At 51.5% G+C, this 3,294-nt stretch carries 1 protein-coding gene; it reads right to left on the bottom strand.

Translation table 11 applies throughout. The annotated features are described in order from the left end of the window. Positions 1-2,738, bottom strand: a 2,738-nt coding sequence (locus J0895_RS19870; RefSeq protein ID WP_207089737.1) for a CBS domain-containing protein, incomplete at its 3' end; no start/stop codon positions are given. Positions 2,739-3,294: the final 556 nt, after the last annotated feature.

The raw sequence follows: 3,294 nt of genomic DNA, 5'->3' as shown, positions 1-3,294 counted from the left end.
TCTAAAATGGTCTTAAACTGGGGTCCGGGCTTGTAACCGAGGGCTTTAAGGTCGTTGCCGTTGAGTAAGGGTTTGACATTCATCCAGTGATGGATATATTGCCAAATTCGCCGCCTTAGTGCTTTTGGACTGATCACGGCGATCGCCATCAACATCGGCAGATCATAACGGCTTAACAATCGAACGACCTCACTCGGTCGGGAAATTTCCCTCACAGGCATGACTGCGATCGCCGAAGTTGCCAACTGTTCTAAACGCTCCATACTCTCGCTACTCATTTGCAAATTTTGGGCCACCTGCGCCCTCCATTGCGGCTCTAAATGAGCAATCAGCAGTTCTAAGCGAATCTGCCAGGATTCTGGAAGGGTCTTGAGGGGCGATTCTGCTGCATTTACCGTACCCTGAATTTGACGAATCCAGCGATCGACCGATCGCAATTGCTGCCATAAATCCCGGTCTAATTTTAAGCTCGGATGGATGCAGCGTAACGCATCAAAGCTGTCTAATAACTGCAAAGCCCGTTGCCAATAAGGGGCTTGTAAAATATATTTCAGTTCGTTTTTCAGCCTGGTTTCCAATGCGGGCACGCGACGAGTTAACTCAGGCGATCGCAAATAAACCCCACTCTCCATCGCCAACCGAATATACCCTTGAGTCTGAGGTTCAATCTCAAATCCCAACCGCACGGCAAACCTCACCGCCCGATAAATCCGCGTCGGGTCCTCAATAAAGCTGTTCGCGTGTAATACCCGAATCTGTCCTGCCTGCAAATCCAACCATCCCCCAAAAAAATCTAAAATTTCTCCCCGACGATTGGGCCCGGTTAGCCTCACAGCCAGAGCATTCAGGGTGAAATCTCTCCGGTAGAGGTCTTGACGAATGGAGGAGGCTTCAACTTCTGGATTCGCTGCCGGATAGGGATAAAATTCCGTCCTGGCTGTGGCAATATCAACCCACAAGGAGTCTAAATCCGGGTCTTTATGCCACAACAAGGCAGCGGTTTGGAATTGGCCGTGAATGTCTAAGCGAGCGGTGGGATAAAGTTTTTGGAGATGTTCAGCCAGTTCTACTCCGGCAGCATCATCGGCACGGGAATCAAACCCATCCACAACTAAATCAATATCTGTCAGCAGCAGGGGTGGGCGATCGCCTTCAGGTTCTTTCCGGCTCTCCTCTTTTCCTAATAATTTAAACCCCGAACTCCCCTCTTGGTGATAGGTTGCCCAGAGGATGTCCCGCACTGCTCCACCGACTAGATAAAGATGCCAACCCCGTTCTTCCGCAAGTTGGGCCGCACGGTTGAGGAGATTTACCAGTTGCGGCGCGAGGCGATCGCCTAGGAGAGAGGCGACTTCCCGAGGTAAGGGACAATAGGGCGGACTTCCACTGGTTAAATTGCTCTGAGAGCCGATCGCACTATCCTGGTGCAGTTGTCGCAACACATCGGTGCGGGTGACAATCCCTTGTAATGAACCCTCAGACAACACCGGCAATCGCCCGATATCAAAGGTAACCATCAAGTCCTCAATCTGCGGTAATGGCGTATCCGGGGCGATCGTTCTAACCTTGCTACTCATGTACCCTTTCACCGGCGCATGACCCAATCCATGATGCAGGGCAATATCCAAGTCCCTGCGACAAATTACCCCCACCAGGGTTCCCCCTTCATTGACTACGGATAACCCAGAATGCCCGTAGCGCAAGAGAATCCGCTGGGCTTCATGTATGGTTGTCTCGGGTCGAATGGTCCGGACTGGGGAGGACATCAATTCTCGGGCGACAGGTTGATGAGGAATCTGCTTTTTAAATTCTTCGAGGATTTCCTGGAAGGTAACTGTCGAGTCCGTGAGGCGCAAACTGACGGAACTGGCACGGGGATGTCCCCCACCCCCCCAAGGAGTCAATAAGGTTTGCAGATTGGTCCCGGAAATGCGCGATCGCCCAATCACAACCAGCCGATGTTCATCAGAGCCTTTAATTGGATAGCGATTCCCCAACAGCAGGGCTTCTGTGTCGGTAATCTCCATGATTTGCGCGGCAACACTGGATAAACCCGCGATATATTCGGGGGTTTCCAAGAGCACTGTAGAAACGGGATGACCCTGGATCGTTTCGGTGCGAAGGGTGTCTAATGCGGTGGTGAGCAGGTCCTGGAGTCGGGGAGATAATCCCGGTTCGATATATTCGGCAACCACGGATAAGGAAGCGCCTTGCTCCATTAACCAGGCTAAGGCGATCGCATCCCGTGGGGTTGTATGGTCAAAGGTTAGGGACCCGGTATCTACATGAATGCCCAGGGCCATGACTGTTGCTTCCGCCACATTCAAGACTGGCCCGTTCGGATCAGGGTCTAATCTCAGGCGAAGCTGTTCCACAATGGCTGTGGTTGTGGCTCCTATGGCTTCAATATGAGTATCCGTAGCCCCAATATCGTTGGGTGCATCAGTGTGATGATCCCAAACTGAAATGGGGACTGGCAAATCTAACCATTCTGCTGCTTTACCCAGGCGATCGCGCTGTTGGGTATCCACCACTGTCACGGAACGAATGCGATCGGGATTAACCGATCGCCGTTCAATCAAGGGATACTCATCGCGATGTAACGCCAAAAACTGCCTGACTCCGGGATGAGAACCCCCAGTCAGGACAATTCGACTTCCCGGCGACAACCTTGTTAGTCCCACCGCAGCCCCCAAGGTATCGAAATCTGCTGTGGTATGACACAAAATAATGTCCATTTTTCTTGTCATGTGTTTGTTAGGGAGATGGGGGAGATCGGGGGAGATGTTCGTAGTAACGACTTCAGTCGTTGCTCTCGTGTGATGGCTTACGCCATCACACGAGCAATCCGAGGGTCTAGCGCCTGCTTCGGAACTGGAGGATGAGCCTGATATGAGGGCGTTAGTCGTTACTACGAACAAAAGAGGAGAACGACTGAAGTCGTTACTACGAAAAACCTCCCCAATCTTATCTATCCACCCCATCTACCCTATCCACCCCATCCACCCCATCTCCCTCATCCTCCCTAACAATAAAGCCTCTACCCCCTCTATGAGAGGAAGGATTTAATCCGAGATTGGCAGGGCATCTGCGGATAATCGGGTATAATACCCGACAAGAGTTGAAAATGGATCCGTCACTCGCGCCCTCATAGTCAGGAACCCCATAGCTGAAGCTAGGGGCTTGTAAGAGAAATCCCGCAAGCCTATTCTGACCAGCTATCGTCTTAACTGACTACGTTTTTTGAGTCACGACACCAAGGAGATGCGAAGCTAGTTCCCTGCCCTGTCATCT

The sequence above is a fragment of the Phormidium pseudopriestleyi FRX01 genome (assembly GCF_017313335.1).
Classification (GTDB): domain Bacteria; phylum Cyanobacteriota; class Cyanobacteriia; order Cyanobacteriales; family Laspinemataceae; genus Laspinema; species Laspinema pseudopriestleyi.
The sequence above is the reverse complement of the archived record's forward strand: the minus strand, read 5'-3'. Positions and strand labels throughout refer to the sequence as shown.